General features: G+C 69.5%; 22 protein-coding genes and 1 tRNA gene. 14 read left to right on the top strand and 9 right to left on the bottom strand.

All coding sequences use genetic code 11. From position 1 onward, the window contains the following. Positions 1 to 29 precede the first annotated feature (29 nt). From V1227_RS08155 to V1227_RS08140, 4 genes are all read right to left on the bottom strand, one after another. On the bottom strand, positions 30 to 2,480 hold the full coding sequence (locus tag V1227_RS08155) for an alpha-L-rhamnosidase (protein WP_329791901.1): 2,451 nt from the start codon (positions 2,478 to 2,480) through the stop codon (positions 30 to 32). An 11-nt stretch (positions 2,481 to 2,491) separates the two neighbouring features. Continuing rightward, complete coding sequence (locus V1227_RS08150) at positions 2,492 to 3,970, bottom strand: glycoside hydrolase family 43 protein (RefSeq protein ID WP_329791900.1); 1,479 nt, start codon at positions 3,968 to 3,970, stop codon at positions 2,492 to 2,494. Next, a complete protein-coding gene (locus V1227_RS08145; protein ID WP_329791899.1) occupies positions 3,967 to 5,232 on the bottom strand; it encodes an MFS transporter in 1,266 nt (421 codons plus the stop codon). Before V1227_RS08145 ends, V1227_RS08150 begins: the two co-directional genes overlap by 4 nt. 154 nt (positions 5,233 to 5,386) lie before the next feature. After that, a complete protein-coding gene (locus V1227_RS08140) occupies positions 5,387 to 6,406 on the bottom strand; it encodes a LacI family DNA-binding transcriptional regulator (RefSeq protein ID WP_329791898.1) in 1,020 nt (339 codons plus the stop codon). Positions 6,407 to 6,564: 158 nt separating this feature from the next. Here V1227_RS08140 and V1227_RS08135 point away from each other — a divergent pair, with 158 nt between their 5' ends. The 5 genes from V1227_RS08135 (at position 6,565) to V1227_RS08115 (ending at position 14,930) form a co-directional block, all read left to right on the top strand. Next, the gene (locus V1227_RS08135; RefSeq protein WP_329791897.1) at positions 6,565 to 8,982 is read left to right on the top strand and encodes a glycoside hydrolase family 2 TIM barrel-domain containing protein; all 2,418 of its coding nucleotides are present in this window, start codon (positions 6,565 to 6,567) and stop codon (positions 8,980 to 8,982) included. A 25-nt stretch (positions 8,983 to 9,007) separates the two neighbouring features. Continuing rightward, a complete protein-coding gene (locus V1227_RS08130; RefSeq protein ID WP_329791896.1) occupies positions 9,008 to 11,248 on the top strand; it encodes a glycoside hydrolase family 3 C-terminal domain-containing protein in 2,241 nt (746 codons plus the stop codon). A gap of 238 nt (positions 11,249 to 11,486) precedes the next feature. Continuing rightward, positions 11,487 to 11,870, top strand: a complete 384-nt coding sequence (locus tag V1227_RS08125; RefSeq protein WP_329791895.1) for an integrase — start codon at positions 11,487 to 11,489, stop codon at positions 11,868 to 11,870. 83 nt (positions 11,871 to 11,953) lie between these two features. Continuing rightward, a complete protein-coding gene (locus tag V1227_RS08120; protein WP_329791894.1) occupies positions 11,954 to 13,168 on the top strand; it encodes a saccharopine dehydrogenase family protein in 1,215 nt (404 codons plus the stop codon). A 301-nt stretch (positions 13,169 to 13,469) separates the two neighbouring features. Then, positions 13,470 to 14,930 carry a recombinase family protein gene (locus tag V1227_RS08115; protein WP_329791893.1) on the top strand — a complete coding sequence of 487 codons (1,461 nt, stop codon included), beginning with the start codon at positions 13,470 to 13,472 and terminating at the stop codon, positions 14,928 to 14,930. Positions 14,931 to 14,972: 42 nt separating this feature from the next. On the opposite strand, the gene V1227_RS08110 is transcribed toward V1227_RS08115, so the two are convergent. Further along, a tRNA-Leu gene (locus tag V1227_RS08110) sits at positions 14,973 to 15,055 on the bottom strand. 443 nt (positions 15,056 to 15,498) lie between these two features. On the opposite strand from V1227_RS08110, the gene V1227_RS08105 reads away from it, so the two are divergent. Next, positions 15,499 to 16,128 (top strand): hypothetical protein, encoded by a 630-nt coding sequence (locus tag V1227_RS08105; RefSeq protein ID WP_329791892.1) that lies wholly within the window; start codon positions 15,499 to 15,501, stop codon positions 16,126 to 16,128. On the opposite strand, the gene V1227_RS08100 is transcribed toward V1227_RS08105, so the two are convergent. The 4 genes from V1227_RS08100 to V1227_RS08085 are packed head-to-tail and all read right to left on the bottom strand — an operon-like array spanning position 16,125 to position 19,451. Further along, complete coding sequence (locus V1227_RS08100; RefSeq protein WP_329791891.1) at positions 16,125 to 16,730, bottom strand: response regulator transcription factor; 606 nt, start codon at positions 16,728 to 16,730, stop codon at positions 16,125 to 16,127. The two genes, V1227_RS08105 and V1227_RS08100, sit on opposite strands and share 4 nt — an antisense overlap. After that, positions 16,727 to 17,866 (bottom strand): sensor histidine kinase, encoded by a 1,140-nt coding sequence (locus V1227_RS08095; RefSeq protein WP_329791889.1) that lies wholly within the window; start codon positions 17,864 to 17,866, stop codon positions 16,727 to 16,729. The genes V1227_RS08100 and V1227_RS08095 overlap by 4 nt, the downstream gene beginning before the upstream one ends. Beyond that, the gene (locus V1227_RS08090; RefSeq protein WP_329791887.1) at positions 17,863 to 18,570 is read right to left on the bottom strand and encodes an ABC transporter permease; all 708 of its coding nucleotides are present in this window, start codon (positions 18,568 to 18,570) and stop codon (positions 17,863 to 17,865) included. The genes V1227_RS08095 and V1227_RS08090 overlap by 4 nt, the downstream gene beginning before the upstream one ends. Next, entirely contained in the window at positions 18,567 to 19,451 is an 885-nt protein-coding gene (locus tag V1227_RS08085) for an ABC transporter ATP-binding protein (protein WP_329791885.1), read from the bottom strand. Before V1227_RS08085 ends, V1227_RS08090 begins: the two co-directional genes overlap by 4 nt. A gap of 138 nt (positions 19,452 to 19,589) precedes the next feature. Between V1227_RS08085 and V1227_RS08080 the strand changes: the two genes are divergently transcribed. The 8 genes from V1227_RS08080 to V1227_RS08045 all read left to right on the top strand — a co-directional run bounded on the left by V1227_RS08080 (position 19,590) and on the right by V1227_RS08045 (position 26,723). Next, positions 19,590 to 20,156: a TetR/AcrR family transcriptional regulator gene (locus tag V1227_RS08080; RefSeq protein WP_329791883.1), complete on the top strand. Its 567-nt coding sequence runs from the start codon at positions 19,590 to 19,592 to the stop codon at positions 20,154 to 20,156. Next, a complete protein-coding gene (locus V1227_RS08075) occupies positions 20,153 to 20,815 on the top strand; it encodes a GAP family protein (RefSeq protein ID WP_329791881.1) in 663 nt (220 codons plus the stop codon). Before V1227_RS08080 ends, V1227_RS08075 begins: the two co-directional genes overlap by 4 nt. Positions 20,816 to 20,873: 58 nt before the next feature. Beyond that, the gene (locus tag V1227_RS08070) at positions 20,874 to 22,031 is read left to right on the top strand and encodes a PucR family transcriptional regulator (protein ID WP_329791880.1); all 1,158 of its coding nucleotides are present in this window, start codon (positions 20,874 to 20,876) and stop codon (positions 22,029 to 22,031) included. Between the two features lie 143 nt (positions 22,032 to 22,174). Beyond that, positions 22,175 to 22,768 carry a DUF6801 domain-containing protein gene (locus V1227_RS08065; protein WP_329791879.1) on the top strand — a complete coding sequence of 198 codons (594 nt, stop codon included), beginning with the start codon at positions 22,175 to 22,177 and terminating at the stop codon, positions 22,766 to 22,768. Positions 22,769 to 22,795: 27 nt separating this feature from the next. After that, the gene (locus V1227_RS08060; protein ID WP_329791878.1) at positions 22,796 to 23,686 is read left to right on the top strand and encodes a glutaminase; all 891 of its coding nucleotides are present in this window, start codon (positions 22,796 to 22,798) and stop codon (positions 23,684 to 23,686) included. 19 nt (positions 23,687 to 23,705) lie between these two features. Next, entirely contained in the window at positions 23,706 to 25,031 is a 1,326-nt protein-coding gene (locus V1227_RS08055) for a M20/M25/M40 family metallo-hydrolase (RefSeq protein ID WP_329791877.1), read from the top strand. Positions 25,032 to 25,041: 10 nt separating this feature from the next. Further along, positions 25,042 to 25,827 (top strand): SDR family oxidoreductase, encoded by a 786-nt coding sequence (locus V1227_RS08050; protein ID WP_329791875.1) that lies wholly within the window; start codon positions 25,042 to 25,044, stop codon positions 25,825 to 25,827. A gap of 62 nt (positions 25,828 to 25,889) precedes the next feature. Beyond that, positions 25,890 to 26,723: an alpha/beta fold hydrolase gene (locus V1227_RS08045; RefSeq protein ID WP_329791874.1), complete on the top strand. Its 834-nt coding sequence runs from the start codon at positions 25,890 to 25,892 to the stop codon at positions 26,721 to 26,723. Positions 26,724 to 26,739 lie beyond the last annotated feature (16 nt).

Below are 26,739 nucleotides of genomic sequence, written 5' to 3'. Positions count from 1 at the left end.
CGGGTTTCCTTCCAATTGGTGCGGGCATTTCAGTGCTCGGCCTCCGCGCCGATGGCCGCGACGAGGCCGGCCTTCAGCTCGGCCGGCGTCTGCGGCAGGTAGTCGAGCATGGTGTTGAGCGAGATGCCCGCGCTCTCCGGAGTGTTGCCGTAGATCGGGATGCCGGGGAGGTGCTTGTCGAACACCGCGGTGACCGCGCGCCAGACCTCCGGATCGTTGGCCAGCGCCTGGAGGGGAGTGTCCATTGTGTACGACCGCTGCGGTGGCTTCGGCGTGTCGTACTCCCACGTGTGGTTGCCCTCGGTGACTTCCTCCACCAAACCGTCCGGGTGCTGCGGCAGCACGACCGTCGCCGTGGTGCCCTCCGGGATGCCGACCTCCACGCGCAGGCGGTCGTCGGCCGTGCGCCATGCGATGGTGACCCGGCCGTGGATCGTGTCGTGCGTGAGGGTTGTGTGGGTGAGGCCACCGCCCGGCTGGGGAGCGATGCGCATGGTGCGGTAGCCGGGCTCTGCGGGCGTGAGGCCGCCGACGACACGGTGCAGCCAGTTCGCCACTGCCCCGAGGGCGTAGTGGTTCTGCGAGTCCAGCCCCGTCAGGTGCAGTGTGCCGTCGGGATTGATGGCGTCCCAGCGCTCCCAGATGGTGGTGGCGCCCATCGTGACCGGGTAGAGGAACGACGGGCACTCGGTTTGCAACAGGACCCGGTAGGCGTCGTCGACGTGACCGGTGCGGCTCAGCGCCTCGCAGACGTAGGGGGTGCCGGCGAATCCGGTGGAGATGCGGTAGCCGGCCTTGGCGACCAGCCGCGCGAGTTGGTTGCCTGCATGGGTTTCCTGCGCAGGGTCGAGAATGCCGAAGCAGATCGCGAGCGCGTACGCCGTGGCGGTCTCGCCGGTGACCCGGCCTGTCGCCGTGACGTATTCGCGGCGGAAGGCGGCCCGCACCCGTTCGGCCAGGGCGGTGAAGTGGACGGCGTCGTCGTGCTTCCCGAGCACTGCGGCGGTGTCGGCCATTTCCCTGGTCACCCGGCACAGGAACGCCGAGGCCACGAGATGCCGGTCGGTCTTGCCGCCCGACGCGTTGTGGTCCGGGGCGTCGGGGTCGAGCCAGTCGCCGAACTGGAACCCGGTGCTCCACAGGTCGTTCTCGTCGAGCCGTGCCTCGACGTCCCGGACGAAGGAGGACATGGAGTCGTACTGGCGGCGCAGGACTTCTTCGTCGCCGTACTCCTGGTAGATCGTCCAGGGCAGGCTCACCGCGGTGTCGCTCCACAACGCGGTCGGCGGTGCCGGCGTGGACAGCACGTCCGGGACCACCATCGGCACGTAACCCTTGTCCCGCTGCTCCGCGGCCAGGTCCGCGAGCCAGGAGCCGAGCACACCACGCACGTCGTACAGGAACGCGGCAGTCGGGCCGAACGCGTTGAGGTCGCCGGTCCAGCCCAGGCGCTCGTCCCGTTGCGGGCAATCCGTCGGCACACCGACGAAGTTTCCGCGCATCGACCAGACCACGTTGGCGTGCAGCCGGTTGAGCAGCTCGTGCGAGGAGTCGAACCAGCCGGTGCGGGTCATGTCGCTGTGCACGACCACGGCCCGGATCTCGTCGAACGGCCCGTCGACCTCGGCGTAGCGGAAACCGTGGAAGGTGAACCGCGGCTCCCACGTCGCCTCGCCGCCACGGCAGGTGTACCGGTCGGTCGCGGTCGCGGTCCGCAGGCTCGTCGTGTCCAGTTCGCCGGCGGTGAGGACTTCCGCGTGCCGCAGGGTGATCACGGCGCCGGCAGGGCCGGACGTCGTGATCCGCACCCAGCCGGCGATGTTCTGCCCGAAGTCGGCGATCGTCCTGCCGGACGGGCTCGTGGTGACCGAGACCGGCGTGAGCTCCTCGATCCGCCGGATCGGCGGTGCGTCGGTGGTGACCACCGTGTCGAGACTCCAGTCGAACGGAACGGCCGGTGTCCACGCACTGTCGTCGAATCCGGACGCGCTCCAGCCTTCGGGTTCGAGCCTGGCGTCGTAGGTTTCGCCGTCGAGCAGGTCACTGGCGAGGACCGCTCCGGTCCCGCAGCGGAAACCTTCCGCCGTGCTGACGATCTCGATGCGGTCGCCGTGGTCGAGTTCGAGCTGGAGGAACAGCGCCGGTCGGTCGGTGTAGAGGTTGCGCTTGCCCTCGTACCCGATCCGGCCCACCGCCCAGCCGTCACCGACGATCGCGCCGATCGCGTTCGCACCGTCGCGGACCAGGCCGGTGACGTCGTATCGGCTCACGTGCAGGCGGTGGCGGTAGGAGTTCCAGCCCGGCGCGAGCACTTCGTCTCCCACGCGGACACCGTTGAGGTAGGGCTCGACGATGCCGAGTCCGGTGACGTGCAGCGTCGCCCGCACCGGTTTTCCGGAGGTGAACTCGCGCCGGAAGTACGGCGCCGCATCGCCCGCCGCCTCGGATGCCACGAAGCTGGCGTGCCAGGTGTGATTCACAGGATTCCTTGTCAGCCAAGTGATCTGTACGAGATGTGGTGGACCGCGACCTCGCCCGCGACGGGTTCGACGCCGAACGTGCGACCGGTGAACCCACCCGCCACCTCGGTGGACAGGTAGCGGCCGTCGAAGGTCCCGAGCACCTCCGGTGTTCCGTCGTCCGCCATGACGGCCAGCTCGATGAGATCGGGCTCGTGCACCGGCATGGGCGAGACCGCGACGGGTTCACGGACGGAGATGCGCAGTGTTGCCCGTCCGCGCAACGGCACCTGGGCAACGGGGGTGTGGGCAGGACCGATCACCACGGTGGCCGTGACCGTTTCCGCGTCGGCAGTGAGTCCGTACCAGTGCGACTCGTCGATCCGGACGAGGAACCGCCCGATGCCCGCGGAGGTGTCGAGCCGGACCTCGGCGGTCCACTCGGGATCACGCGCCCGTGCCGACAGCACCGGCTTCGGGTCGCCCTCGGCTGGAGCGGTCAGCACGAGGCGACCGCCTTCCAGCCTGGTGAAGGCGTCCGGGAAGACGTTGGGGGAGACCCAGCGGTGGTCGAGTTCGGTGGAGTCGAACCTGTCGACGAACGAGTAGTCCGGTGGGGCCGGGGCGAAGCGCTCCTCGTCGACCACCGGCCACCCGTCGATCCACGTCACCCCCGCGATGAACGTCTCGCGGCCGTTGACGTGGAACATCGGTGTCCGTCCGCGTGGTCGCACGCCGAGGTAGACCACGGCCCACGAGCCGTCGGCCAGCTCGACGAGGTCGGCGTGGCCGGTGTTCTGCACGGGATGGGTGGTGCTGCGGTGAGTGAGGATCGGGTTCGTCGGCGCGGCCTCCCACGGCCCAGCAAGGGAGGTGGCCCGCGCGACGGTGACGGTGTGCCCGCGCTCGGTGCCACCCTCCGCGAGCACGAGGTACCACCAGCCGTCGCGCCGGTACAGGTGAGGCCCCTCCGGGTGAGCGAGTCCCGTGCCCTGCCACAGCAATCGCGGTGAGCCGAGGGCCGTGCCGGTCGCGGGATCGATCGGCATGCTCGCGATTCCGGGCAGGTTCGAAGCCCACGTCAGGTGACAGACCCCGTCTTCATCCCACATCAGATCAGGGTCGATCCCGATCGCGCCGTCCACGTGAACCGGGTCCGACCACGGACCCGCCGGGTCGTCGGCCGTGACGATCAGCTGGCCGCGGTGGTGCTCGAGCACGTTCGTCGTCACCATCCAGAACTTGTCCCCGTGGTGGCGCAGCGTCGGCGCGTACACACCGGTGCTCGCAGGGGCGATGCGGACGTCGAGCTGGCTCGGCCGGTGCAGGGCGTTGCCGACCGGTGTCCAGGTCACCAGATCGGTGCTGCGGTGGATCGGCACGCCGGGTGCGTACTCGAAGCTGGAGTTGGCCAGGTAGTAGGCGTTTCCGGCCCGGCAGATGCTCGGGTCGGGGAAGAACCCGGCGATGATGGGCGTTGTCAACTGCTCGCTCTTCTCCGTGATGATCATCGGACGCTGCGGATTCGCCAAGCCGTCACGCCCGCGCCCACCGCCAGGACGGCGGCGGTGAGGAACAACGCGGCGTAGTTGGCGCCACCACCGATGGCCAGCACGAGCGGCGCGAGGATCGGGGCGATCGCTCCGGCCGGACTGCTGGCGATGTTGTAGTAGATGCTCATGTACTTGCCGGCCCGCTTCCCGCGGTCCGGCATGACGTCGCTGACGAGCGCCAGGTCGACCGTGCCGAACATGCCCACGCCGACCGTCAGCAGAATGGCGCCCGCGCTGTAGACCACCAGATCATTCGCCACGGCGGCGATGACCAGGCCGCCGGACATCGCCGCGGCGGCTCCGTAGATGAACGGCTTCCGCCGTTTGATCCGGTCGGAGATCAGGCCGCTGATGATGGCGGACATCGTCCCGACCAGAACGCCGATCCCCCCGAGCAGTGCGAGCTTCTGCCCTGCCTCCGCCGGCACCAGCTTCAACCGGTCGAGCATGAAGTACAGCTGGTAGGTCGTGAAGAAGTTCGTACCCAGTGTCAGCAAGAACTTGCCGATGAGCACCAACGAGAAATCGCGGTGCTCCAACGGGTTGAACGCGAGATCCTTGACGAAGCGGACTGCTGACGTCGCCTGCGTGGTGGACTCCGCAGGGCGGTCGGGGACGGTGAACAGGAAGAACACCGACATCACCGTGAGGACCAGCACCGGGAGCAGGAACAGCAGCACCTGGTGGTCGAGCAGCAGGCTCCCGATCAGGGTGGCCGCCACCCCGGCCAGCTGTGCGGCCACACCGGCGAACGCCCCGAGCCTGCCGCGTTGCGCCTGGGGCACCCACTCCGCGATGACGGGGTTGACCGCCGTCGCCGCGAAGGTCAGGCCGATGGTCGCGACCACCCAGCCGACCAGGATCGCCGGGATCGACGACGAGGTGGCGATCAGCAGCGAGCCGGCGGCGTTGATGACGATCCCCGCGAGCAGGTACGGCCGGCGGCGGCCCCACGCCAGACGGGTCCGGTCGCTCAGCGCACCGATGACCGGACCGATGACGATCGACACGACCGCGGCGACGCCGATGACCAGCCCGAGGCTGCTCTCCTTCGAGGCCGGGTCCACGACCTGGATCTTGTAGGCCAGGCTGAAGAGGATCGGCATCAGGACCACGAGTGACAGGCCGAAGTTGGTGAGCGTGTAGACGGTCATGAACCAGCCGCTGACCGGCCGCAGGTTCTCCTCGACCGGTCCCACGTCGTGCATGGTGCTCGTCATCGCGGTGACTCCAGTGTCTCGACTGAGAGAGGTGGCGCGCGCAACCGAAGTTTCGCAGACGTTACGTCGGCTAGGTTGCGCGCGCAACCACGAGTTCACGTTGTTATGAGCGTGTGTCGATCTCAGGAGACCCGCGCCGGCTGGCGCGGTGTGCTCACCGCGCCGGGCTGGTCGATTCGCGTTCGATCAGGAAGGCGGTGGGCGCTGGGAGTTCGTCGGTGCCGGGCTGCCCTTCGGCCAGGTTCAGGGCCTGCTGGGCCATCCACCGCCCGAAACCCACGCTGTCGATGCCCACCGAGGAAAGGGTGGGGACGAAGTAGGACGCCATGGGGGTGTTGTCGTGCCCCACGACCGCCAAATCTTCCGGCACGGAGATGTTCGCCCGTGCCGCTGTGCCAGCGATCGTGCCCGCCACGTCGTCGTTGAACGCGACCACGCCGGTGATGCCGGCCGACAACCAGGCGTGCAGCACCGACGGCAGGGCGTCGTCGCGATGGTCGACCGCACGGGCGTCGCGCACCTCTACGCCCAGTGCCGCGGCTTCTTGTTCCGCGGCTGCGCGCCGGACGGCCGCCAGGTCGGCGAGACGCGGATCAGCCGGTGACGCGAACGCCAGGGCTTGGTGGCCCAGCGACGCGAGGTGCCGGACCTGGAGCTGGGCACCCGCCACCACCGCCGGTATGGCGCCGATGTCCAGACGCCGCTCCGGATCCGGGGTGATGCGCGAGATCCCCGCCGCACGAATGGAACGCACCTGGGCCGGGGTGAACGGGACGAGTCCGACGACCACTTCCGGTTCGACGAGCTTCCACAACGGCTGGGCGTGTTCGGATCCGTGGTCGGTGTGGACGATGACGGCGTAACCGGCCTCGTCCAGCACTCGGGCTGCTTCGTCCAACTGGGTGCGGAGGGTGATCTCCAGCGGCCAGTCGGGCAGCACGACCAGCACGATCTTCGACCTGCCGCGGGCTAGCGCCTGGGCGGCCGCACTGGGCCGGTAGCCCAGGCGGGTGGCTTCGTCCAGGACACGCCGGCGTGTTTCCGGGGAGATGCGGGTTCCCGGGGTGTTGTTCAGGACGTAGCCCACGGTCGCACGCGACACGCCGGCGGACTTCGCCACGTCTGCCGCGGTGACCCGCCGGTCGTTTCGATCCTTCAGTCCACGGTCAGTCATGCGTCCATTCCACTGTTCTGCTTGTGCGCGCAACCTCGGCAAACGCTAGCAGCAGCCGCAGGTGGTTGCGCGGGCAACCGCTGGCCCGTACGGTACGCCTCGCCGCTTGGTTGCGCGCGCCACCAACCACCGAGACGTTCCTGCGAAAGGCAGCACCAGTGATCCGTCAGCAGTTCTCCGATGGCTGGGCGTTCCGCGCGAAGGTGAACGAGTTCGCCGAGCTCAGCCGATCGGTTCCCGCTGAGCCGGTGACCCTGCCGCATGACGCCGTCATCGGCACCCAGCGCGACGCCGGCATGGACGGTGGGGCGGCGACGGGCTTCTTCCCCGGCGGCGTCTGGGAGTACACGAAGAAGTTCTTCGTGCCGCAGGAGTGGGCCGCGAAGCGGATCCGGATCGAGTTCGAGGGTGTGTACCGGTCGGCACTGGTGTACCTCAACGACGACCTCGCCGGCCGTTGGGCGTCGGGGTACACCGGTTTCTCCGTCAAGGCCGACGACTTCATCCGCTACGGCGAGGAGAACGTCCTGCGAGTCGAGGCACGGTCGCACCGCGACTCGCGCTGGTACTCCGGCGGCGGCATCCACCGTCCCGTGCACCTGGTCGTCGCCGACCCGGTGCACGTCGCGCTCGACGGGATCGCCGTCACCACCTCCGACATCGGCCACGACCGTGCCGTGGTGCACGTCGCCACGACGATCGAGAACGAAGCCCGGAGGCTGAGCACCGTCACGGTCGAAACCACGCTGTTCGACGCCGAGGACAACGTCGTCGCGGTGGACCGCGCCCCGGTGAGCGCGCTTCCGGGTGAGGACGCTGTGCTGCGTCAACGCATGACGGTGCTGCATCCGGCGTTGTGGAGCGTCGACTCGCCGTCGCTGTACCGCGCATCGGTCACTGTTCGGGCGGGCGAGGACGTGATCGACGAAGCGGACACCACGTTCGGCATCCGCACGCTCGAGCTCGACGCGGTGCGCGGCTTCCGGATCAACGGCGAAGTCGTCAAGCTGCGCGGAGCGTGCGTCCACCACGACAACGGCGTCCTCGGTGCCGCGGCGATCGCCAGGGCCGAGGAGCGGCGCGTGGAACTGCTCAAGCAGGCGGGGTTCAACGCCATCCGCAGCTCGCACAACCCGATGAGCCGCGCGATGCTCGACGCCTGCGACCGGCTCGGAGTGCTGGTCATGGACGAGGCGTTCGACATGTGGACTCAGAACAAGAGCGACTTCGACTACGCCCTGGACTTCGCCGACTGGTGGGAACGCGACATCGAGGCGATGGTGCGCAAGGACCGCAACCACCCGAGCGTCTTCGCCTACTCCATCGGCAACGAGATCCCGGAGGCCGGTCGCCCGCACGGCGCGATCTGGGCGCGGCGGCTGGCGGAGCGGGTGCGGTCGCTGGACAGCACCCGGTACGTGACCAGCGGTGTCAACGCCCTGCTCACCGTCATGGACGAGCTGAAAGCCCAGGCCGCTGCCCGCCAGGCAGAAGGCACCGGGATCAACACGTTCATGTCGGACGCGGGGGAGATGATGAACCAGATCGGCACCTCCGACCTGGTCACCGAACGCACCGCCGAGGTCTTCGCCACCCTGGACGTCGCGGGCCTGAACTACCTCGACGGCCGCTACGAGCTGGATCAGGAGCTGTTCCCCAACCGGGTCATCGTCGGCTCGGAGACCTTTCCCACGCGCATCGACCACCTGTGGCGCCTGGTCATGAAGTACCCGCACGTCATCGGCGACTTCACCTGGGCGGGGTGGGACTACCTCGGCGAAGTCGGGGTCGGCAGGCCGCAGTACCGCGACGAACCGGGCAGCTTCATGGCCGACTACCCGTGGCTCACCGCGTGGGTCGGTGACATCGACATCACCGGTGTGCGCCGCCCGGCCTCCTACTACCGCGAGATCGTCTTCGGCCTGCGATCCGCGCCCTACCTCGCGGTCCGCAGGCCGGAGTCCCGCGGACGTGAGGTCGTGTCCTCGCCGTGGGCCTGGAGCGACAGCATCGCCTCGTGGACCTGGCCCGGCCAGGAGGGCAAGCCGCTGGAGGTCGAGGTCTACAGTGATGCCGACGAGGTCGAGTTGCTGGTCAACGGCGCGTCGCTGGGACGCGAGACCGTGCACCGGTACCGCGCGGAGTTCGAGGTGCCCTACGCCGAGGGTGTCGTCACCGCGATCGCCTACCGCGGCGGTGCGGAAACCGGTCGCGCCGAGCTGCGCACAGCGATCGGCGAGGTCGCTCTCACCGCGACTGCGGACCGGTCGATCATCACGGCGGGCGTGGACGACCTGACGTTCGTCGAGATCACCCTGGTTGACCGAGACGGCGTGGTGCACACCGCGGCCGATCGCCGGATCGAGGTGACCATCGACGGTCCAGCCGTCCTCCAGGGTCTCGGCAGCGGCAACCCGCAGAACACCGAACCGTTCACCGCCGCCGCCCATTCGACGTTCTGCGGCCGTGTGCTCGCCGTCATCCGTCCCACGGGACCGGGGGACATCCGCGTCAGCGTCGCCGCAGACCCCGGCCTGACGGCCGAAGTGCTGGTCACCGCTGAGAAGACCGCCTGATCCCTTCGCATCCAGGAGCACCACGATGAACGGACTCGATCCCGCCGACCTGCCGCTGGAGCGCAAGGCCGCGCTGCTGACAGGCGGCGACTTCTGGTCCACCGCCGCCGACGAGGAAGCCGGGCTGAAACCCGTCGTGCTCAGCGACGGTCCGCACGGCATCCGCCGGCAAGCCGACACCAGCGACCACCTGGGCATCAACCCCAGCCTTCCCGCCACGTGCTTCCCGCCCGCGGTTGCGGTCGGCTCGAGCTGGGACCGGCAGGTCGCCGCGCAGGTCGCGACCGCCGTCGCGCGCGAAGCCCGTGCACTGGGCGCCGACGTCGTGCTCGGTCCTGGCGTGAACATCAAGCGCACACCGCTGTGCGGGCGCAACTTCGAGTACTACTCCGAAGACCCGCACCTGTCGGGCGTGCTGGGCTCTGCCTACGTCGGTGCCCTGCAAGCCGAAGGCGTCGGCGCGTCGGTCAAGCACTTCGCGGTCAACAACCAGGAGACCGAGCGCATGCGGATCAGCGCGGACGTCGACGAGCGGACCCTGCGCGAGATCTACCTGTCCGCGTTCGAACGGGTGGTCACCGAGGCGTCCCCGGCCACGGTGATGTGCTCCTACAACAAGATCAACGGCGTGTACGCCTCCGAGAACCACTGGCTGCTCACCGAGGTGCTGCGCGAGGAGTGGGGCTTCACCGGCCTCGTGGTCTCGGACTGGGGCGCGGTGAACGACCGGGTGGCAGCCCTGGCCGCGGGCACCGACCTCGAGATGCCGGGGGCGCCGTCGTCCGTCCAGGAGGTGGTCGCCGCGGTGCGATCGGGCCGCTTGCCCGAGGCGGTGGTCGACGCCGCCGCGCGCCGGGTAGGCGCGCTCGGGCGGTACGTCCAGCCCTCGGACCGGGACCCGGTGCTGAGCAAGGAGGAGATCGAGGCAGGGCATGCCGTGGCCCGGCAGGTCGCCGCCGAGTGCGCGGTGCTGTTGCGCAACGAACACGCCGTGCTGCCCATCGCGCAGACCTCACGTGTCGCCGTCATCGGCGAGTTCGCCGTGCTGCCCTCGTACCAGGGCGGTGGCAGCTCGCACATCAACCCGACGCTGCTCGAGACAGCGCTGCACACCATCCGCTCGCACGCGGCGGGCCAGGTCGACTACGCCCCCGGCTACTACCGCGACGGCAGTGGTGCTCCGGCACAGCTGCGGGCGGAAGCCGCAAAGGTCGCGGCCACCGCCGACGTGGCCGTGGTGTTCGCGGGCATCGTGCGCGAGTCGGAAGGCTTCGACCGCGAGCACATCGACCTGCCCGCCGACCAGGTGGAGCTGATCCAGGCGGTGGCCGCGGCGGCACCGCGCACCGTGGTGGTGCTGTCCAACGGCGGCGTGGTGTCGCTGGAGGGCTGGCACGACCAGGTCGACGCGATCCTGGAAGGCTGGCTGCTCGGCCAGGCCGGCGGCGCGGCGCTGGCCGACCTGCTCTACGGCGTGGTCAACCCGTCCGGCCACCTCGCCGAAACGATCCCCCTGCGGCTGCAAGACACCCCGGCACACCTCAACTTCCCCGGCGAACAAGGACACGTGCGCTACGGCGAAGGCGTGATGGTCGGCTACCGCCACTACGTCACCGCCGAACGCGATGTGCGCTACCCGTTCGGGCACGGACTGAGCTACACCACCTTCACCACCACCGACCTGACCGTCACCGCCACCGGCCCCGACACCGCCCAGCTCGACGTCACCGTCACGAACACCGGCCCGCGCTCGGGTAAGCACGTCGTACAGGTGTATGTGGCCACCACCGCGGGCCCCGTGCGGCGACCCGCGCGCGAGCTGCGAGCGTTCGAGAAGGTCGAGCTGTCACCGGGCGAAACCCGCACCATCACCCTGGACCTCGACCGCCGTGCCTTCGCCTACTGGGACGTGCTGGAGGGCCGCTGGGTGGTGGCACCCGGTGACTACACCGTCCAGATCGGACATTCGGTGATCGAGATCGTCGCCGAGCAGGTCATGTCGCTTGCCGGTGAATCCTTGGTCGCGGAACTCTCGATGCAGTCCACCGTCGGCGACTGGTTCGACCACCCGGTCGTCGGAGCGCAGTTCACCGAGCTGCTCCACTCCGTCATGGGCACTCCGGCATCCGAGCAGAGCGACCACGTCGAGGACGGCATGAAGATGGCTCGCGGGATGACCCTGCACCAGTTCGCGGGCTTCCTCCCCGCCGCATTGCCCGCTGACCGGCTGGACGAGCTGATCAAGATGAGTCGTGCCACCTCGTGAATGATGGAGAAGCCCGGCGAAGTTGGGTGTTTCGACCTTCCTGACTGACGGAAGCATCGGACCGACGATCCTCGGACCAGGTCTTGAGAAGCGCGGCCTGAGCGCGCTGTTCCTCGCGGAACACACGCACATCCCGGTCAGCTCCGAGGTCTCATACCGTGTGAGGTGCCAGAACTCTGCATACATGTGTTGAGCTGCGGTGGTCGGGCTCTGTTGTTCGGTCGGCATGTTCGTGAGCGTGACGCTGCGACTGCTGTACCTAGTCTTTGTCCAGCTGGGTGGCTGGCTGCTCCTGCTCGGCCGGTCGTCGGCATCGAAGGACGTCGAGTTGTTGGTATTGCGGCATAAGGTCGCGGTGTTGCGCCGTACTCATGGTCGTCCGCGGTCGGACTGGGCTGACCGCGCTGTGCTGGCCGCCTTGGCACGGCGACTACCTCGCTGGCTCCGGGAGCACCGGTTGGTGTCGCCGGGCACGGTGTTGCCGTGGCATCGGCGCCTGGTCGCCAAGAAGTGGACCTACCCGAATCGGGCTGGTCGACTGCGGGTCGATGAGACCGTCGTGGCGTTGATCGAGCGTATGGCGCGGGAGAACACGGCCTGCAGTGGGCGAGGCGGTGTGTAGGAGCACGACCGCATTCCTCCCGCACCGCGTCCAGGCCACCCGACCGGCGCGGTGGCCGGAGCGTTAGGGGCATGCTGACGGTCATGAATCGTGAGCACGACGTCGTCGTCTACGGCGCCACCGGGTTCGTCGGGGCGCTGACCGCCGCATACCTGGCCCGGCACGCCCCCGAGGGCGTGCGGTTCGCGCTGGCCGGGCGGTCCGCGGACAAGCTCGCCGCCACCAGGGCCGAGCTGCCTGCGGCGGCGCGGGAGTGGCCGCTGGTCGTCGCCGACTCGGGGGACCCGGTCGCGCTGGCGGCGCTGGCCGCGTCGACGCGGGTGCTCGCCACCACCGTCGGCCCGTATGCGCGTTACGGGCTCCCGGTCGTCGAGGCGTGCGCACGGGCCGGCACGCACTACGCGGATCTGACCGGCGAGGTGTTGTTCGTCCGCGCCGCGATCGACGCCGTGCACGAGCTGGCCCTGGAGTCCGGAGCCCGGATCGTGCATGCCTGCGGCTACGACTCGATCCCGTCCGACCTGGGCATGCTGTTGCTGCACGAGCGGGCCGTGGCCGACGGCGCGGGTCCGCTCACCGACGTGCGGTTGGTGGCTACGGTCCGCGGCGGTTTCAGCGGCGGCACGATCGACTCGCTGCGGGCGCAGATCGAGGCCTACGAGAGCAATCCCGGCCTGCGGCGCATTGCCGCGGATCCGCATGCGCTCAGTCCCGACCGCGCGGCAGAGCCGACGCCCGCCCAGCCCCGTGACGCGGGGATGCCCTCCCGCGCCGCCGACGGGACGTGGCAGGCGCCGTTCGTGATGGCCCCGTTCAACACCCGCATCGTGCGGCGCAGCAACGCCCTGCTCGATTGGGCCTACGGGCCAGAGCTGCGCTACGGCGAGGTGATGGGCGCGGGGCGGGGCGTCACCGGAGCGCTCATGGCGGCGGGTATCACCGGTGGGCTGGCCGGGCTGGTCGGCGCGATGTCGGTCAGGCCCGTCCGCGGCCTGCTCGACCGGGTGCTGCCCGCGCCCGGTACCGGGCCCAGCGAACAGGCTCGTGCGAAGGGCTGGTTCCGTTCGGTGCTGCACGCCACCACCAGCTCGGGGCGCCGCTACCGGGCGACAGTCGCCGGACCGGGCGATCCCGGCTACGCCGCGACGGCCGTCATGCTCGGGCAGAGCGCCCTCTGCCTGGCCCTCGACGACCTCCCGCAGCGGTCCGGCTCGCTCACGCCTGCGACGGCCATGGGCCGGCCTCTGATCGATCGCCTGCGGCTCGCTGGCCACGCCTACGACGTCACGACCGCCTGACCCACGCCGCCGTGAGGGTTGGATGCTTCCTGCGGCCTAGGGAAGCGTGTCCTAGTCGTGGCACGGACCTCGGACGGATGGTTCTCGGTGTCGACGCGTCACGCGGGTATTGAGGCAGGTTGATCCAGGCGAGCACGTCGAGCCTGGTTTGAGTGGCCCGTGTGGGAGAACTCCGGGCTGGGGGTGAGCTGGCCTGATGTCTGGTCTGGCTCGCTCTTGGTCTGTTTGGGTGGAGATGGACAGGACGTCGTCACGACGCCTTCGGCAGCTGGGTCTCGGTTTTTGACCGAGGGAGCTGACTGTGGCCACGTTGACGAACGCCGAACTGGTTGCCGCGTTGACGGGACGCCGCCGTCCAGTGGCACCGTCTGAGGAGCCTGGCCTGCGCTTTGCGTTCTACGGCCGGATGTCGACGAGCACGTTTCAAGACGTTCAGACGTCTCATGCGTGGCAACGTGCCGTATCGGAGGAGTTGATCGAGGGCGTCGGTTCGGTTGTCAGAGAGTTCTTCGATGTCGGCGTATCTCGGCGGTGGTCGTGGCAGGACCGTCCGGAGTCCGCAGCGCTGCTGACTGCCGCCGCAAACCCTGCTCGTGAGTTCGATGCGGTCGTTGTGGGCGAGTACGAGCGGGCGTTTCACGGTGATCAGTTCCGTGAGGTCGTGTCCAAGCTGAACGCGTTGGGTGTCGCGGTCTGGCTACCGGAAGCGGATGGCCCGGTGGAGCTCGGCAGCCCGGTACATGAGGCGCTGATGGTGTTGTTGGGTGCGCAGGCGCAGCGTGAGGTGGCGCGGGCTCGTCAGCGAGTGCTGGCGGCGATGCGGGCGCAGACTCGGCAACAGGGCAGGTTCTTGGGCGGTCGGCCGCCGTATGGGTATCGGTTGGTTGATGGTGGTCGGCACCCGAATCCGGTGCATGGTCGGTGGGGTAGGCGGGTGCAGGTGTTGGCGCCGGATCCGGTGACGGCGCCGTGGGTGCGGTGGATGTTCGCCGAACGTGCACGCGGCCGGACGGTGGCGTCGTTGGCGCGTGAACTCAACGAGCGTGGCGTGGTGTGCCCGTCGGGCGCGGATCCAGAGCGGAACGCGCACAGGTCGGGGGAGCGGTGGATCGTCCGGACAGTGGCGATGATCCTGGAGAACCCGCGCTACACCGGACGGCAGGTGTGGAACCGAAGCAGCACGACCGGCCATGGATCGGGAGGTCGTGCAGGTGGCCGCGGCTCGGGAGTGTTGCGGTACAACCCCGTCAGCGAGTGGGAGGTATCTGAGCAGATCGCGCACGAGCCGCTCGTTGATGACGAGACGTTCGTCTCGGTGCAGGGCCTGCGGGCGGCGAAGCCTGCCAAGGATGGCGAGGTCCGACGCTATCTGCTTGCGGGACTCGTCGCGTGCGGGCTTTGTGGCCGGCGGATGGACGGGCACTGGGTTCACGGGCGAGCTGGCTATCGCTGCCGGCATGGCTTCACCAGCGTCAAGCGACGTTCCGACGGCGAACCACGGAACCTCTACGTCCGAGAAGACCATCTGCTCGAGGCGCTGCCACATCTACTCGCGCGGACCGCTGGGCCCGTGCAGGAAGGTGCGGGCGAGGAGTTGGTCGATCAAGTCCGCGAGCAACGCTTGCAGATTCACTATGACGATTACCGTCTTGAAATTCGACCCGCATTACTAATGCTGAAAAGCGTGGAACCTGCTCGTCGTCCAGTTCAACCGGCGCTCGCGCTGGATTGGTGTGATGACACGAAATTGGTTGAAATATGAATTACCCCACGGGATTCCGACGAATCCCGTGGGGTAAGAGAATGTCCGAGGGGGGACTTGAACCCCCACCCCCTTTCGGGGACTAGCACCTCAAGCTAGCGCGTCTGCCATTCCGCCACCCGGACGTATTCAGTTCTGCCTCGGCTCGCGCCGTGGTGTGTGCATAGATTACATGATCGTCGCCGCCCGCCAAAATCGGGGTGCCATGGATGGGTTTGCGCTGGTGGGGACGTGTGGAGGGTGCGAGGGCTAGGGTCGTCGGATGCCTGAGGTGATGGCCTGGTTGGTGGACTCGGATCCTGCGTTGCGGTGGCAGGTGCAGCGAGATCTGGCGGGGGAGCCTGACGCTGTGTGGCGTGCCACGCGGGAGCGGGTGGCTGTGGAGGGGTTTGGGGCTCGGTTGCTTGCCGCTCAGGGGAGCGACGGCATGTGGGCTGGTGGGGCCTTCTTCCCCGCTGGGTTCGACGGGGCTGGGGAGGGTGGGCAGCCTTGGACGGCTACGACCTGGTCCTTGAGTTCGTTGCGGGAGTGGGGGCTTGATCCTGCTGTGTTGCGGGAGCGGCGGACCGTGGAGCTGCTGGATCAAGGGTGTCGGTGGGAGTACCAGGACTTGCCCTACTGGGGTGGGGAGGTGGACTGCTGCATCAACTCGTGGACCTTGGCCAACGGGGTGTGGCTCGGGGCGCCTGTCGAGGGGATCGCGGAGTGGTTCGTCGAGCATCAGCTCGAGGACGGTGGGTGGAACTGCGAGTGGGTTGAGGGGTCGGTGAGGTCGTCGTTTCACTCCACGCTCAACTCGTTGAAGGGGTTGTTGGTCCACGAGTTGGCCACTGGCGGTACGGCGGCTACGCGGGAGGCTCGTCGGCGGGGGGATGAGTACCTGCTTGAGCGGCGGCTGTGCCGGCGGTTGTCCACCGGGGAGGTCGTGGGGGAGTGGGTGGCCGAGTTCCGGTCGCCGTTTCGGTGGGGGTACAGCGTGCTCAACGCCATGGACTACTTCCGGGCCGCGGGTGTCGGGGATCCGCGGATGGAGGAGGCCGTCGGGATGATCCGGGACGCTCGGCAGGCCGATGGGACGTGGGTGCAGGCCGGGCGGCATGCGGGCCGGGTGTGGTTCGAGGTCGACGTGCCTCGTGGGGAGCCGTCGAGGTGGCTCACGTTCTACGCCCTGCGGGTGTTGCAGTGGTGGGAAAGCTAGATCCAGCCTCGTGCTCGGGCGAAGCGGGCTGCTTCGTGGCGGTTGGAGGCGCCGGTTTTGCCCACTGCTGAGGAGAGGTAGTTGCGGACCGTGCCCGGTGAGAGGGAGGCGCGGCGGGCTATTTCCTCGATGGGGGCGCCTTCCAGGGCCAGCTCCAGGACGTCTGCTTCGCGTGGGGTCAGGGGGCTGTCGCCGGCGCTGATGGCTTCGGCGGCGAGGGCCGGGTCCACGTAGCGGCCGCCTGTGTGGACGGTGCGGACGACTGTGGCGAGGACGTCCGAGGAGACGGTTTTCGGGAGGAAGCCTCGGACGCCTGCTGCCAGTGCTCGTTTGAGGTGGCCCGGGCGGCCGTGGCTGGTGACGATCATCGTGGAGCAGGTGGGGAGGTCGGTGGCCAGGGACTGGGCCACCGAGACGCCGTCGAGGTCGGGCATCTGCAGGTCGATGACGGCCACATCCGGGCGGACCACTCGGGCGGTGGCGAGGGCTTCGGCTCCGGTGGCGGCTTGGGCCACGACCTCCAGGTCGTCCTCCAGCGACAGGAGTGCCGCCATGGCGCCTCGGATGAGGTGTTCGTCGTCTGCCAGGAGGATGCGGATCACGGGAGCTCCACGGTGAGGACGAAGCGGTTGGGGGCTTCCGGGGTCGCGGTCACGGTGCCGCCGAGGGCCGCTACGCGTTCGCGCAGGCCGGTCAGGCCGCTGCCGAAGCGGAACGGTTCGGGGCGGGCGCCGTCGTTGGACATGGTGAGGATCTTGCCGCGCAACGTGATCGTGCACGTCCTGGCTTCGCTGTGGCGCAGGACGTTGGTGACGCCTTCGCGGACCGCCCAGCCCAGGGCGCCTGCCGGTTCGCCGTCGAAGGTGACGTCGCCGATCACCCGGCAGTCGATGCCCGCGGAGCCCAGCAGGGAGCGGGCGCCGGCGAGTTCCACGGCGAGGTCGGCGGTGCGGTAGCCGCTCACGACGGCGCGGAGCTCGTCGAGGGAGTCCTGGGCTATGCGGCGGACCTTGAGCATCTCGTCGATCGCCGTGTCACGGCCGCGGCGCGCCAGTTGGGCGGCGAGGTCGGCTTTCAGGGCTACGACGGAGAGGTTGCGGCCTACTACGTCGTGCAGGTCGCGGGCGAAGCGGAGGCGTTCTTCGGCCACGGCGAGGTTCGCGCGGACCTCGCGGGAGCGGTCGAGCTCCCAGACCAGGCCGAGCATCCACAGGGTGGTGCGGAAGGCGAAGGCCAGGAACAGCACCATGACGCTGCTGGCGACCGCGTGGCCTATCGGGGCGGTGAGGAACAGGAACCCGATCGCGGCCGCGGACACCACCGCGAGCGGGCGGGTGGGGCGCAGGGCGGACAGGGTGGTGATCGTCAGCACCAGGAACATCACCGCGATGCCGTTGGCCGGGCTGTCGATCTTGCCGGGGGACGGGTGCGGGTAGGTCAGTTCGGCGACGAGCAGGACGGCGCTCGTGTACGCCACGTACAGCACCAGCAGGCGGCCGGGGAACGTGGTCCTGCCCAGGTAGTGCTCGATGCCGAGGTGCGCCAGGCGCAGGCTCAGCGCGAGGTGGAGCAGCACCGCCGCGGAGGTCGCGACCACCGCGGCGGTGCTGATCTCCTCGGCGATGCCGATGATCAGCAGTGGCGGCAGGAAGAAGTAGGCGAGGTAGAACGTGGCGCGGACGAAGAAGTCGAACCGCGCCGCGTTGCCACGCGACCGCCACCAGCCGAGCAAGCTCACCTCCGAGGGTCCCACCGGAAATACCGCTGCACAGCGTAGGTCCCCAGGCCGATCCACACCGCCAGGACGATCAACGGCCGCAGCACCGGGCCGTCGCCCCAGCCGGCGCGCAGCAGGTCGAGGACCGGCGTGAGCGGCAGGTACGCCAGCACCTTCGCGAGGGGCTCGGGCAGCGCGTCCAGCGGGAACATCATCCCCGAGCCGAAGAGGCACGCCATCAGCACCGGCAACGACGTCACCTGCGCCATCTCCACGGTCCGCGTGAACGCCGAGGAGGCCGCCGCGAGCAGCGTGAACGACGCGATGCCGCCCAGCACACCCAGCAGGACGAACCACGGCCGCTCCGGCAGCGGGACGCCGACGACCACGGCGACGAGGACCGAGAACAGCAGCATCTGCCCCAGCGCCACCACGAGCGACGGCAGCGACGCGCCGAACAGGATCTCCGGATCGGTCAGCTCGCCGACGCGCAGCCGCTTGAGCACCAGCTCCTCCCGCCGCGCCACGAACGTCGTGACGAGGTTGTAGTACACCGCCATGAGCAGCGAGAACCCGATCAGGCCCGCGATCAGCGGCACGCCGCTCGCGTCCACCGAGATCAGCACCGGCACCAGCAACAACGGCATCAGCAGCGAGTTGAACAGCGCGGTCCGGTTGCGCCAGAACAACTTCAGCTCCGCCTGCCCGATGGCCACGGCCCTCATGCCGCCTCCTCCGCGATCGCCAGGAACGCCTCCTCCAGCGACGCCGAACGGGCGTCCAGACCGGACAGTGCGACGTCGTTCGAATGTGCCCAGGTCAGCAGCTCGTGCAGCGTCGACTGCAGGTCGTTGGTCCGCACGGTCACGCGTCCCGACGAGTCCGCGTCGGCCACGACGGGCAGAGGGACCCCGGAAGGCGGCACGAACGAGATGCGCGACGGGTAGGCGTCGACGACCTCGGACACCGTTCCCTGTGCCACGATCCGGCCGCGGTGCATGATCGCGAGACGGTCGGCCAGCTCCTGCGCCTCCTCGAGGTAGTGCGTCGTCAGCAGCACGGTCACGCCCTCGCGCAGCAGCGTCCGGATCAGCTCCCACGTGTTGCGCCGGCTCTCCGGGTCCAGCCCGGTCGTCGGCTCGTCGAGGAACAGCACCTCCGGCTTGCCCAGCAACGCGAGCGCCAGGTCCAGCCGCCGCCGCTCACCGCCGGACAGCTGCTTCACCCGCACCGACGCGCGGTGCTCCAGGTCGACCAGCGCCAACGCCTCCGCCGCCGGGCGCGGCGACGTCAGCGTCCCCGCCCACATCCTCGTCGCCTCGGACACCGTGAGGTCCGGCGGGAAACCGCCTTCCTGCAACATCACCCCCACGCGCGGCCGGACGACCGCGCGTTCGGTGAACGGGTCGTGCCCGAGCACGCGCACGGTCCCCTCCGCCGGACGCGACAGCCCTTCCACGACCTCCACCGTCGAGGTCTTCCCCGCTCCGTTCGTGCCGAGCAGCGCGAACATCTCGCCCCGCTCGACGTCGAAGGACACGCCCCGCACGGCCTCGAACCCTCCGCTGTACCGGCGCGTCAGCCCTCGCACCTCGATCGCTGTCATGCCTCAACGATCTCGGCAGGACCGGGCGAGCGGCAGTGCCACGACACATCAGTTCCCCATGACAGATGTCATGCGGGCCACCTCACCTGCTCGCCGCGGAACTTGCGAGCGTTGGATTAAGGTCGTAATCTAACGGTCGTGCCAAAACGCGCGGACCCGGTCGAACGGCGTCAGCAGGTGGTCGCCGCCCTCTACCGGGTGGTCGACGCCGAAGGGCTGGACGCGGCGAGCCTGCCGCGGATCGCCCGCGAGCTGAACGCCACGACGGGCTTGCTGCAGAAGTACTTCCGCAGCAAGGACGAGCTGCTCCTGTTCGCGCAGGACCAGCTCGTGGAGGAGCTCACCACGAGCGTGCGGGCCGTCCTGGCGCAGGAGGGGAGCCTGAAGGACCGCCTGCACAAGGCCTTGTGCGTCATCGCGCTCGTGGACGACGCGGCGCGCGCACGGGTGTGGCTCGCGTTCGCGGCGCGGGCGGCTGCCAATCCCGTGTTGCTGCAACGGCACGTGGAAGGCGCATGGGTCATCAGGGACCTGTGCCGGCAAATGCTCGAAGCGGAGGGGCTGGACGGCGGGGAGGCCGTCGGGCTCGCCGCGCTGGTGGACGGGGTGACGGCTCAGCGCGCCCTGGAGCCAGAGGTGATGACGGAGGACGTGGCGGAGCGGGTGATCGGCCGCCACCTCGAACGACTGTGGGGGAACGAGTGACACTGGGGTTGGTGGCGGCGCTGGCAGGGCTGGCGCTGCTGGATTCGACGAGCATCGGGACGCTGTTCATCCCGATCTGGCTCATGCTCACGCCGGGACGGCTGCGCCTCGGCAGGTTCGCCGTGTACCTCGGCACGATCACGGTGTTCTACTTCGCCGTCGGGATCCTGCTCGTGCTCGGCGCCTCGAAGGTCGTCGACCACCTCGACGGGCCGGTCGCGCTGTGGATCCAGCTGGTGATCGGCGTGTTCCTCTTCGCGATCAGCTTCCGCTTCGACAGCAAGAAGAAGCTGGACACCGCGAAGTGGCAGAACCGCGCGAACGGGTCGACACCGGCGCTCGCGGGGGTCGCGGTGCTGGCCGGTGTCGTCGAGCTCGCGACGATGCTGCCCTACCTGGGCGCGATCGGGATGATGAGCACCGCGGACCTGCGTCCGGCGCAGATCGGGTTGCTGCTCGCCGGGTACTGCCTGGTCATGATCGTGCCCGCGCTGCTGCTGCTCGGCGGGCGGCTGGCGCTGCGGCACCGGGTCGACCCGTTCCTGACGAAGATCAGCACCTGGTTCGCCGAGAAGGGCGCGAGTGCGACCGGCTGGATTCTCGGCATCGCCGGGTTCCTGGTCGCACGCGACGCCGTCGCGCGGCTGTTCTTCCTGTGAACCACTTGGTCCGGTTGGCTGAACGACCCGGTTTCGTTTTTCTCCTACACTCGAGAGGATGACTGAGCCGGGCGATCCGCGCAGGTCTGTCCCGCGCGAGCTGGCGCCGTTGCTCCGAATGGAAGTCACGCCGGTCGCGGTGAGCATTTTCGAGGCGATCGAGGAATCCATTCCGGAATACACGCCGTTCCGGGAGAACGTGGTCGACGGAATCCGGCAGGCGTTGGTGAAGTTCGTCGACCGCATCGCTTCGCCGGAGTCCGAACCCGACCCGCACGACGACATCCACCGCAAGCTCGGCGCGTGGGAGTTCCAGTCCGGGCGCAGCCTCGACAGCCTGCAGGCCGCCTACCGGATCGGCGCGCGGATCGCGTGGCGGCACGTCTGCGCGTTCGCCGAACGGCGTGAGCTGTCGCTGCGCCTCATGTCGGCGCTGGGCGAGGCGATGATCGCCCACGTCGACGAGCTCGTCAGCCTGTCGGTCGAGGGGTACGCGGCCGCCCAGGCGAGCGCGGCGGGCACGCTCGAACGCAAGCGGCGCAAGCTGGTGGAACTGCTGGTCGGCGATCCGGCAGCCGGCCGGCACGCCGTGCTGGAGGCGGCGAACGCGGCGGCGTGGCCGATGCCGGACCGCCTCGCCGCCGTGGCGCTCGAACCGTCCGCCGCGCCCGCCGACGACCTCCCGGCCGACGTGCTGGTCGACTTCGAGGACGCCGCCCCGTACCTGCTGGTGCCGAACCCGGTCGCGGTGGCGCGCTGGGTCCGCGGAGCCCTGCCGGGGTGGCGGGCCGCGGTCGGGCCGCCGGTGCCGCCGGAGCAGGCGCGTGCGTCGCTGGCCTGCGCGCGCCGGGTGCTCGCGCTGTCGGCTGAGGGGGTGCTGCCGGACCGGCCGGTGCTGGACTGCGCCGACCACCTCGTCGAACTCACCGTGCTCGCCGACGAGTTCCTCGCCCGGCAGTTGGCCGAACGCGCGCTGGCGCCGCTGGCCCCGCTCACCGAACGGCAGCGCACGAAGCTCGCCGAGACGCTGCTGGTGTGGCTCTCGGCCCGGGGTGGCGCGCCCGAGGTCGCCGCCCGGCTGCAGGTGCACCCGCAGACCGTGCGCTACCGCGTGAACCAGCTGGACGAACTGTTCGGCGATCGGATGCACGACGCCGAACAGCGGTTCACCCTCGAACTGGCGCTGCGCGCACACTATTTGTTGCTGCGCGGCTGACAAATCGCGGGAAGTCATTTCGCACGCAGATGACAAAAGCGCGTTTTCGCTTGCCTCCGGGAATGCGGCGCGGTTACTTTACTGACGGGTAACGCAACGCCGCCTTCTTGCAGTTCAATGTCGTACTCAGGAGGTCCCTGCAGATGAAGACCGGACTTTTCACGCGCGCCGCCGCGGTGGTTCTGGTTGCCGGAGCGCTGGGTGTGGCCACGGCCGGCACGGGTTCCGCCGCGCCCGCCGAGCTCAGCCTCACCTACTCGTGCCAGTTCTCCGTCGCCGGCACGCACGACGTCCCCTCCGTGATCAGCTCGCCGAACATGCCGGACTCCGCCGCCGTCGGCGTTCCGACGGAGCCCGCCTCGGCGTCGGTGACGTCCACCGTGTCCGACTCCGTCCGCAACACGCTGTGGTGGATCGGCGGCCGGTCGGTCGACGGCACGCTCACCACGACCATCGCCGTGGACAACGCGGGCAGCGTCCAGACGCGGACGTCGACGCTGACCATCCCGAACACGCCGGTGCCCTCGTCCGGCACGTTCCAGGTCGTCGCCACCGGCACGTTCCCGGCGCTGACGCTGCCCAACGCCGGCACGACCTCGATCAACCTCGGCAACGCGGACCTCGCCCTGACCCCGCGCCAGGCGAACGGCGACCCGACGTGGATCGGCGTCGTGCACGTCCCCTGCACCGTCAAGGCGGGCCAGCCCACCAAGTTCCACGAGTTCCAGGTGGCGTAGCAGCCGTCCCGTGATGGGATGGCGGCCATGGAGCTGCAACAGCTGGTGGACCGCATCGCCTCCGAGGTCACGCCAGGCGGCGCCGTAGCCGACTACATCCCCGCACTCGCCAGGGTCGACCCGCACGCCTTCGGCCTCGCCGTCACCACACTCGACGGCGAGGTCTTCGGCGCGGGTCAGCACGAGCGGCCGTTCTCGATCCAGAGCATCTCCAAGGTGTTCACGCTGGCTCTGGCCCTCGCCGAGGACGACGACGTGTGGACGCGCGTCGGCCGCGAACCGTCCGGGTCGCCGTTCAACTCGCTGGTCCAGCTCGAGACCGAGCAGGGCATCCCGCGCAACCCGTTCATCAACGCCGGCGCCGTCGTCGTCACCGACCACCTCGGGCTCGGCGCCTCCGACCGGCTGCTCGAGTTCCTGCGCCGGGAGAGCGGCAACCCCGGCATCGACGTCGACCCCGAGGTCGCCGAGTCCGAACTGGACCACAGCGACCGCAACCGCGCGCTCGCCCACTTCATGGCGTCCTACGGCAACATGCGCAACCCCGTCGACGTCGTGCTGCGCGAGTACGTCCGGCAGTGCTCGATCGCGATGAGCTGCACCGACCTCGCCAAGGCCACCCTCTTCCTGGCACGGCACGGCGTCCGCAACGACGGCACGCGGCTCCTCGGCGTCAGCGGTGCCAAGCGCGTCAACGCCGTGATGCTCACCTGTGGCACCTACGACGCCGCCGGCCAGTTCGCCTACCGCGTCGGCCTGCCCGGCAAGAGCGGCGTCGGCGGCGGCATCATCGCCGTCGTCCCCGGCAGGTGCGCGATCTGCGTGTGGAGCCCGGCGCTGGACGCACGCGGCAACTCCGTCGCCGGTGTCGACGCTCTGGACCGTTTCACCACTCTCACAGGCTGGTCCGTGTTCTGACGGGTGGTAGGAAGGCGGGGTGAGCACAACGGGGAACGCATTGGCACTGGCGCAGGACGAGGCCGTGACGCTGGTCAGCGAGCTGATCAGGATCGACACCACGAACACGGGTGATCCCGCGACGGTCGTGGGCGAGCGCAAGGCCGCCGAGTGGGTGGCGGAGAAGCTGTCCGAGGTCGGCTACGAGACTACGTACGTCGAGTCGGGCGCGAAGGGCCGGGGCAACGTCATCGCCCGCCTGGCGGGAGCCGATCCCAGCCGCGGGGCGCTGCTGGTCCACGGCCACCTCGACGTCGTGCCCGCCGACGCCTCGGAGTGGTCGGTGCACCCGTTCTCCGGTGCCGTGCAGGACGGCTACGTGTGGGGCCGCGGCGCCGTCGACATGAAGGACATGGTCGGCATGACGCTGGCCCTGGCCCGCCACTTCAAGCGCGAGAACATCGTCCCGCCGCGCGACATCGTGTTCGCGTTCCTCGCCGACGAGGAGGCCGGCGGCCTGTACGGCGCGAAGTGGCTGGTGGAGAACCGGCCGGAGCTGTTCGAGGGCGTCACCGAGGCGATCAGCGAGGTCGGCGGGTTCTCGATCACCCTCAAGGACGACGTCCGCGCGTACCTCGTCGAGACCGCCGAGAAGGGCATCCGCTGGCTCAAGCTGCGGGTCAAGGGCACCGCGGGCCACGGCAGCATGATCCACCGCGACAACGCCGTGGCGAAGCTCGCCGCCGCCGTCACCAAACTAGACCAGCACCGGTGGCCGCTCATCATCCGGCCGTCCGTGCGCGAGTTCCTCGACGGCGTCACCGAGATCACCGGCCTCGAGTTCCCCGACGACGACGTCGAGGGCTCGATCGGCAAGCTCGGCGCGCTGTCGCGGATGATCGGCGCGACCCTGCGCGACACGGCCAACCCGACGATGCTCTCCGCCGGCTACAAGGCCAACGTCATCCCGTCCACGGCCGAGGCCACTGTGGACTGCCGCATCCTGCCGGGCCGCGAGGAGGCGTTCGACCGCGAGCTGGCCGAGCTGCTCGGCCCGGACGTCGAACGCGAGTGGGTCGGCCTGCCGCCGGTCGAGACGACCTTCGACGGCGCCCTCGTGGACGCCATGACGGCGTCGATCACCGCCGAGGACCCCGGCGCCCGCGTGCTGCCGTACATGCTCTCCGGCGGCACGGACGCCAAGTCGTTCCAGCAGCTCGGTATCCGCAACTTCGGCTTCGCGCCGTTGAAGCTGCCGGCCGACCTCGACTTCTCCGGGCTCTTCCACGGCGTGGACGAGCGCGTGCCGGTCGACGCGCTTAAGTTCGGTGTCCGCGTGCTCGACCGTTTCCTGCGCAACAGCTGAGGAGGACGCCGTGTCCGCTGTGGACCTGACCGGTCAGGTCGCGCTCGTCACCGGCGGCGCGGGCGGGATCGGGGCCGCGGTGGCGCGGCGTCTGGCCAAGCTCGGCGCCCGCGTGGCGGTGCTCGACCTCGACGCCGCAGGCGCGCAGCGGGTCGCGTCCGCGGTCGGTGGCATCGCCGTCGCCGGTGACGTCGCCGACCCCGCGACCATGCCCGCGGTCGTCGCGCGGGTCGAGTCCGAGCTCGGGCGGCTCGACGTCGTCCTGCTCAACGCCGGCATCGGCGGCGGCCAGAGCGGGGTGGACGCCCTGGACGTCGACCGCTACCGCAGGCTGGTCGGCGTGAACGTCGACCACGTCGTGTACGGGGTGTGCGCGGCCGTTCCGGCGCTGCGGCGCCAAGGCGGCGGGAAGATCGTGATCACCGCGTCGCTCGCCGGTCTCACCGCGATGTCCTCCGACCCGCTCTACACGCTGACCAAGCACGCCGTCGTCGGGTACGCGCGGGCGGCGGGCGCCGCGCTGGCGGGGGAGGGCATCACGGTCTCCGCGCTGTGCCCGGGATTCGTCGACACGTTGCTGCTGGGCGCGGCGAAGGAGGAGTTCGACGCCGTGGGGTTCCCGCTGCTGACGCCGTCGGACGTCGCCGAGGCGCTGCAGTCCGTGCTGGCCGACGGGCAGCCGGGGGAGGCCTGGACCATCCAGCCCGGTGGCAGGGCCTCTGCGTACCGCTTCCGCGGCGTTCCGGGCGTCGGTGGCGGACAGCTGCCGCCGGATGTCGTGCTGGGCCGCGTTTAGGGCGTGTCCGGAACCGTGTTGTCTCGTTAGGACGAACAGACGACACGGCGAAAGGACTGCGCATGGTGCGACTGGAGGACGGGACCGAGCTGAACGTGGTGCGCGCGGGCGACCCCGAGGCACCGGTGACGGTTGTGCTGGCCCACGGTTACGCGCTCGACCACCGCTCCTGGCACAAGGTCGTCGAGCAGCTGGCCACCGACTTCCAGGTCATCGCCTACGACCACCGCGGCCACGGCGGGTCCGGCGCCGCCACCAGGGAGACGGCCACGATCGAGCAGCTCGGCGACGACCTGGGCGAGTTGATCGAACGGGCCGTGCCGCAGGGGCACGTCGTGATCGCCGGGCACTCGATGGGCGGCATGGCGGCGCTCGCGATGGCCGAGCGCCGGCCGCGGCTGTTCCGGCAACGGGTGCTGGGCAACGTGTTCGTGTCCACGGCGGCGAGCGAGATGTCCGAGACGTCGCTCGCCTGGCCCAAGGCGCTCGGCAAGCTCGTGCGGGAGCTGGAACGGGCGTTCGGCCCGATCGTGCGGGCGGTGCGGGAGAAGATCGAACCGACCAAGACCGCCGGTCTGCGGTGGTGGCTCTTCGGCGACGAGCCGGCGGACGAGGACGTGGAGCTCACCGCGGACATGGTGTGGGGGCACTGGCCGGAGACGATCGCGCTGTTCCGGCCCGCCGTGGACCGCTACGACCGCGAGGCCGGGCTGACCGTGGCGGGGGAGAAGGCCGTCGTCGCGGTGGTCGGGGACGAGGACCGGCTGGTGGCCGAGTCGGACGCGGCCAAGTTCGGCGGAACGTCGGTGATCCTGCCGGACGCGGGCCACATGCTGCCCCTGGAGCGGCCGTCCGAACTCGCCGACCTCATCCGGGAGGTCGCCGCCAAGGCGTAGCGGTGCCGCAGTGCCC

It is taken from the genome of Lentzea sp. DG1S-22, from assembly GCF_036321065.1.
In the GTDB taxonomy this organism is placed as follows: domain Bacteria; phylum Actinomycetota; class Actinomycetes; order Mycobacteriales; family Pseudonocardiaceae; genus Lentzea; species Lentzea jiangxiensis.
The sequence above is the reverse complement of the archived record's forward strand: the minus strand, read 5'-3'. Positions and strand labels throughout refer to the sequence as shown.